This is a genomic window from Candidatus Methylomirabilota bacterium (assembly GCA_036002485.1).
Taxonomy (GTDB): domain Bacteria; phylum Methylomirabilota; class Methylomirabilia; order Rokubacteriales; family CSP1-6; genus AR37.
Window position 1 is genome coordinate 1 of the sequence record DASYTI010000248.1, and the last position, 5566, is coordinate 5566.

The 5566-nt window shown below is 68.0% G+C and carries 5 protein-coding genes; 3 read left to right on the forward strand and 2 right to left on the reverse strand.

The window, feature by feature from the left end; all coding sequences use genetic code 11:
- Together VGT00_21385 and VGT00_21390 are read left to right on the forward strand one after the other, a co-directional pair.
- Nucleotides 1-276, forward strand: a 276-nt coding sequence (locus VGT00_21385) for a hypothetical protein (protein ID HEV8533984.1), incomplete at its 5' end; no start/stop codon positions are given.
- Nucleotides 277-642: 366 nt separating this feature from the next.
- Entirely contained in the window at nucleotides 643-1134 is a 492-nt protein-coding gene (locus VGT00_21390) for a prepilin-type N-terminal cleavage/methylation domain-containing protein (protein HEV8533985.1), read from the forward strand.
- 55 nt (nucleotides 1135-1189) lie between these two features.
- Here the strand turns inward: VGT00_21390 and VGT00_21395 are convergent, their stop codons facing one another.
- Both VGT00_21395 and VGT00_21400 read right to left on the reverse strand, forming a co-directional pair.
- Complete coding sequence (locus VGT00_21395; GenBank protein HEV8533986.1) at nucleotides 1190-2764, reverse strand: hypothetical protein; 1575 nt, start codon at nucleotides 2762-2764, stop codon at nucleotides 1190-1192.
- Entirely contained in the window at nucleotides 2761-4863 is a 2103-nt protein-coding gene (locus tag VGT00_21400) for a tetratricopeptide repeat protein (GenBank protein HEV8533987.1), read from the reverse strand. The genes VGT00_21395 and VGT00_21400 overlap by 4 nt, the downstream gene beginning before the upstream one ends.
- A gap of 122 nt (nucleotides 4864-4985) precedes the next feature.
- Here VGT00_21400 and VGT00_21405 point away from each other — a divergent pair, with 122 nt between their 5' ends.
- Nucleotides 4986-5369 carry a response regulator gene (locus tag VGT00_21405; GenBank protein ID HEV8533988.1) on the forward strand — a complete coding sequence of 128 codons (384 nt, stop codon included), beginning with the start codon at nucleotides 4986-4988 and terminating at the stop codon, nucleotides 5367-5369.
- The last annotated feature ends 197 nt before the right edge of the window (nucleotides 5370-5566 follow it).

Sequence of the window (5566 nt, forward strand, 5' to 3'; positions counted from 1 at the left end):
ACGGGTGGGAACTGCGTGGTGAGCGAGGTGCAGCAGCGGATCGGGCTGGACACGGCCAACACCACGTATGACGGGCGGTGGCAGATGTCGACGGCGCAGCTGACGGTGTCGGGCACGCCGCCGGGCTTGACGGGAACGATCACGGTGGCGGGCATCGGCGGCAACGCCACGGGTATCTCGCTGGCCATGTTCGCGGAAACTACCGGGGTGTCACTGCGCTGCGACACCACGAGCGCGACGCCGCCGGCCAGCACCAGCTCCGGGATCTCCTGCTGATCTGAGCCGAGCGAGGAAGGGGCCACTCCGCTCCTTCCTCGCCCGGATCCAGCAGGTGGTCAGGTCGACTCTTGTAGGGCCTTTGTCGTGCCTCGCCCCCCTAGACTTGACTCCCTTCCACAAGGGCTCGTCGGTCGAGCTCCTCGACCTACTAGGAAATGGGCCTCTCAGACTCCTTCGCTCCTCGCGAGACCCTTCAGGAATGGAGAGTCGCCCGCGAAAAACGTTGGCGCTTTCGCTCGGAACGGGATAGGCTGTGCAACCCCGGAACACCCAGGTGGCAGTAGCCGCGCTCCGAGGCGCGTGATGGCTCCCGGCGGGTCCGGTGATGCAGTGCATGAGTAGATCGAAGGCGGGAGGGCCGCAATGGGCATCGGCATCAGGAGCAAGGTCTTCGGTGCGAGTCAGCAGGCCGGCTTCACGCTGGTCGAGCTGCTCATCGTGATTCTGATCGTGGGCATTCTCTCGGCGGTGGCGCTGCCCCTTTACCTCGGGTACACGAGCGATGCCCGGCTGGCGGAAGCCAAGGCGCTGGCCGGCTCGGCCATGACCTCGCTGTCAGGCTGCGTGCAGGTCAAAGGCTCGGGGGGCAACTGCGTGGTCAGCGAGGTGCAGCAGCGGATCGGCTTGGACTCGACTGGCTTGACGTATGACAAACGGTGGTCGATCACGACGGCCAGTCTGTCGGTGTCGGGCACGCCGCCAGCGCTGTTGGGGACGATCACGGTGGCGGGCGTCGGTGGTAATGCCACGGGGATGTCGCTGGCCATGTTCGCGGAGACGAGCGGCGTGACCCTGCGCTGCGACACGACCAGCGCGACGCCGCCAACCACCGTCACCTCAGGCATCGCCTGCTAGTCGCTTCTTTCGCGGTGGCCGGGCAGGAGTCTGCCCGGCCGCGTGTGGAACGCGCCTAGAAGCGCGCTCCCTGGCAGGCGGGCGGCAGCGTGAACTTCAGCGAATTTCGCTCGCGGATCCGCATCAGTCCGGCGCAGGCCGGCGTGCCCAGGTCTGGATCGAGCCGCAGGGCTTCTCTGAAGGAGTCGATGGCCAGGCGATAGACCTTCGCCTTCTCGTAGACCTCGCCCATGGGCACGTACCACTGCGCCTTCCGCACCGACAGCCGCTGGATCTCCTGATAGTGCACGATGGCCTCTGGGTAGCGGCCGGCGTTCTCGTAGGCCGCGGCCAGATTGTAATTTCCCGCCCGGGCGTTCGGGTACACGGTGACGTCGTACTGCCACATGGTGACGGGATCGTGCCATATGTGGACCTGCTGCCAGGTCAGGGGCAGAAGCGCGAGGATCCAGACCGCGAGCACTCCTCGCGCCACGTTGGATCCGGCCCAGCCTCCCGCCGCCGCCGCGCCCAGGAGCAGGGCCCAGCCGAGACACGCGAGGTATGTGTAGCGATCCGCCACGGCCTGGGGCCCGTTCTGAAAGGTTCCGAGCACGGGCGAGAGGGTCACGATGTACATGGCGCCCGCGGCGGCCAGGGCCGGCCAGCGCCGGCGAAAGAGGACACAGACCACGAGGGCGGCCAGCACGAAGGCGAAGTACCACCACGGCACGAACACCACGGCCAGCTCGTAGAGGGGTACCAACTCGAGCGGCACCGCCGTTTTCACGAGGTAGAAGGTCAGGCCGTAGACGGCCAGCACGATCCGATGCAGGACGCTCATGTGCTCGAGCGAGCGCGTGTTCTGCAGCGTGAAGAGGGCCATGAAAGCCACCATGGTCGTGATCGCGCTCAAGGTGAGATAGGGAAGCTTCTCGAGCCACACCTTCCACCGGAACCAGCCGCGCTCGCCGCCCAGGCGACGCAGCGGATAGATGTCGAGGATGACGAGGGCCGCCGGGAGAGTGACCACGATGGACTTGGAGAGCAGCGCGGCGGCAAAGAGCCCGAGCGAGGCGGCGTACCAGCCCGGCCGTAGCCGTTCCTGGCCGGCCACGGCCTTGAGATAGGCGACCACGGTCAGGATGTAGAAGAGCCCGGAGAGGACGTCACGCCTTTCCGTGATCCACGCGACGGATTCGACGCGGAACGGATGCACGGCGAACACGAGCGCGGCGAGAAGGGCCCCCACGCGCAGGTCGAGCGGCCGGGCGGCCGGCCGGGCCAGCGCGAAGAGGCGGAGGGCGAGGAAGTACAGGGCGAGCGCGACCCCGGCATGGATGAGCAGGCTGGTCAGGTGGTAGCCCGCCGCGCGCATACCCCAGAGGACATAGTCGAGCCCCAGGGTGATCCACGTCACGGGGATGTAGTGGCCGAGCTTGGCCGTGGTGAACATCCACTTGATTTGCGGCCAGCCCAGGCCACGGTAGTTCTGGTTGAGGGTGAAGTTGTCGAGATCGTCCCAGGCCACGAAGCCGTTCTGGAGGGTGGGCATGAACGCGGCCAGGGTCAGAGTGACGAGAAGGGCCGGCGGCGCCCACCGGACCCACCTCTCCCGCACAGGGTCGAAGGATCCCGAGTGATCGGTCATGGCGCCCGGTTCGAGCAGGCCCCGAGCTCCGGCGGCGCCGTGGCGAGCGTCGACGCCACCCGGCGGAGGTTGTCGCAGGCGTCCCGCGAGCCCGGAGAAACGCGGAGCGCGAACACGAAGGCCTCCAGGGCCTCGCCGTTGCGTCCGAGCAGCGCATAGGCGACGCCGAGATCATTCCAGGCCGCGGCATTGGCGGGGAGCAGCTCGGCGGCGAGCCGATAGTGCTCGAGCGCCTCGCGGAGATGACCATGTCGTCGCAGCAGCCCGGCCATGGCATGGGCGAGCCGCCCTCTGACCGCTCCCGCGTCCGGCGGCACCAGCGCCACAGCCACCCGCAGCTCCCCCGCGTCATACGTGCCCCAGCGCGCGCCAACTTCCGCGGCGCGCTCGAGCAGGCGCTGCGCCTCCGCGCGGTCCTGCCCGTGCAGAAGCGCCGTGCCCAGGCGAATCAGCGCGACCGGATGGTCGGGTTCCACGGCGAGCGCTTGACGGAAGCTCGCCTGGGCGGCCGCCTGACGTCCGGCGCGCTGCTCGATCACGCCCATGTGGAGCAGGAGCTGAGCCTTGAGCGCGGGCAGGCTATCAGGAGCCCGGGCGAGCGCGCGGGCGAAATGGTCGCGCGCTTCGTCGAATCGGCCCGCCTCCGCCAGGGACCAGCCGAGATAGAAGATGGGGATGTCGCTCTGAGGCTCGACCAGGGCCGCCCGGGACCACAGCGCCACCGAGTCGTGCCACACACCCTCCTGGCGGATGCTGAGCGCGGACCAGCCGAGGAGGACGAGCAGGAGCGCGGCGAGCAGGCCGTAGGAGAGCGGGCGGGAGAGCCGGTGATTCCTCGCCGCCCCACCACACCACACGACGCCTGCCCCGACGAGAAGAGCCCAGCTCATCGATGCCGCGTACGTGTAACGGTCGGCGGTGATCTGCGGGCCATTGTGAAAGAGCCCGGAGATGGGCAGCACGAGCACGACATAGGTGATCCAGGCGGCAAGTCCCGCGGGCCAGCGGCGACGCACGGCGATCAGGATTCCCGTGACGATCGTCACCACCGCCATGGGCACGAGGTATGCGGGATCCCACGGGATCACCGGATGGAAGAGCGTGTAGAGCGGAGAGAGGGGCCAGGGGATCAGGGCTTTCCAGAGGTAGAAGACGAGCCCGTACGCCGTGATGGCCAGCCGCTGACCCAGGCTCAGGGCATCGAGCGCCGTCATGTTTCCGCGCTGCGCCCCCAGCGCGAGCATGAGGACGCCGACGGCCCCGCTCAGCGCGAGGAACGGCCATTTCTCGATCAGTCCCAGCCACACGACTCGGCCCAGCCCGCGCGGATGCCCGGCCGGCCGACGCCGCAGGGGATAGAGATCGAAGACGAAGAGGACGAGGGGCAGGCCGATCACGAGCGATTTCGAGAGCAGGGCCATGGCGAAGAGCCCCACCGACGCCCAGTACCAGCGTCGATTGAGCCTGCCCTCCGCGCTCTCCCGGACCGCGCGCAGATAGGCGAGCACTGTCAAGAGCGCGAAGAAGCCCATGGTCACGTCGCGCCGCTCCGTCGCCCAGGCCACGGACTCCACTCGCTGCGGATGGAGCGCGAAGACGAGGGCGGCGGCCATGGCGCCCAGCCGGATGTCCCACGCCGTGCTCGTGCCGGGCCCCGCCGCCGTCAGCAGGGCCGAGGCGAGACGGTAGACGAGCAGCGCGTTCACCGCGTGCAGCAAGGCCGAGGTCAGATGATAGCCGGCCGGATTCAACCCCCACACCGTGTAGTCGAGGGCGAGGGTGAGCCAGGTAACGGGAATGTAGTGACCGAGGTGCGCGGTGGTGAACATCCATCGGAGGTTGCCCCATCCGAAGCCGCGATAGTGGGGGTTGTCGAGGAAATTGGCCTGATCGTCCCAGTTCACGAAGCCGTTGCCGAGGAGAGGCAGGAACACGCAGAGCGTCAGCGCGGCCGGGATCAAGGCCAGCGCCCACTCGCGCCCCGGGTGGCCGTGGGCCGCGCGGCTGTCGATGTGACGCTCGGCGTGCCACGAATGCGGCGGTGCCGAGGTGTGAGAGCAGGTCCCCGTGGTATCGGCGTCGAGCACGCTGGATTTCATTCTGCCCTACGCCGCCGCCGCGCCTGCGCGCTTTTGTTGACGATCCCGGAAGGCGGGGATAGTATCCTTTTCGCACGCTTGGATGGGTGTTCGCGGCGGCAGGGCCGCGAGGGAGGAGGGACATGGGCGCGGGGAAGATCCTCGTCGTCGACGATGACCCGGAGGTGCGCATGGCCACGGGCGACTTCCTCACCAGCAAGGGCCATGACGTCACGCTCGCCGAAGACGGAGTCCAGGCTCTCAAGCTTCTCGCCACCGTCAAGCCCGACGTGGTGCTGCTCGACGTCGCCATGCCGGAGATGGACGGCATGGAGGTCCTGCGGCGGATCGTGGCCGGCCACCCGAACCTGCCCGTGATCATGGTCACGGCCAATGCCGACATCGAGATCACCTCGAAGGTGCTCCAGCTCGGCGCGGCCGACTATGTGCCCAAGCCCTTCGACCTCGACTACCTCGACCAGGCGATCAATATCCAGCTTTCCAGCGGCCGCGGCGCAGGCGGCTGAAAAAGGCCCATCTGCGGGAGTGCGGCGAGCGCCGCGGCGCCCCTCAACGTACGTGGCAGTTCGAGCTGAGAGGCGCAGCCACGAGGCGAGAGCTGAGTGAGAATGAGAAGTACGCCTCGGGGGCCGCAGCGCTCGCCTCGCATCGGAGCCTTTTCGAGCCGCCTGCGAGGGTTTTACCGGCAGCTTAGTCGGCGGTC

What these genes read in the sequence shown, in the direction of transcription:
- VGT00_21390 (HEV8533985.1), top strand. Translation starts at nt 643, where the DNA reads ATGGGCATCGGCATCAGGAGCAAGGTCTTCGGTGCGAGTCAGCAGGCC.
- VGT00_21395 (HEV8533986.1), bottom strand. Translation starts at nt 2,764, where the DNA reads ATGACCGATCACTCGGGATCCTTCGACCCTGTGCGGGAGAGGTGGGTC.
- VGT00_21400 (HEV8533987.1), bottom strand. Translation starts at nt 4,863, where the DNA reads ATGAAATCCAGCGTGCTCGACGCCGATACCACGGGGACCTGCTCTCAC.
- VGT00_21405 (HEV8533988.1), top strand. Translation starts at nt 4,986, where the DNA reads ATGGGCGCGGGGAAGATCCTCGTCGTCGACGATGACCCGGAGGTGCGC.